The 393-nt window shown below is 72.5% G+C and carries 1 protein-coding gene; it reads right to left on the reverse strand.

Annotation, left to right across the window (positions count from 1 at the left end):
- Positions 1–359: shikimate dehydrogenase family protein (locus AC5RUJ_RS18605; protein ID WP_494156557.1), on the reverse strand; the 359-nt coding region annotated here is incomplete at its 3' end.
- Positions 360–393 lie beyond the last annotated feature (34 nt).

Here is a 393-nt window from a genome sequence, read left to right on the forward strand (position 1 = left end):
GCCCCGCCCTCTGCGACACCGCCGTGGCGCAGCGCGCCGACGATGCCGGCCACGTCGGTGTTGTGGCCGGAGAGCGTCACCCGGCCCCCGCCGTCGTACTCGGGAACCACGGTGTTGAGCACCCCCAGCACGTCCACCAGTTCGCTGACCCGGTCCATCTGGCCGACCATGGCGGCCTTCAGCGGCATGGTCACCGACAGCCCGGCCCAGTCCCGCTCCGCGCGCAGGTTCCGGACGAACTGCGGCACGCGGTCCTCCGTGAGATCGATGGCCCGGTAGCTGCAGTCGAAGCCGATCAGCTCATAGGCCGCGCGGTGCAGGGCCGGCGACCGGGAGTGGTCGATCGGATGGCCGAGCACCGCCGCCTGGTACTGCCGGGAAGCGGGCCGCGTG

It is taken from the genome of Arthrobacter sp. Y3223164, assembly GCF_059091005.1.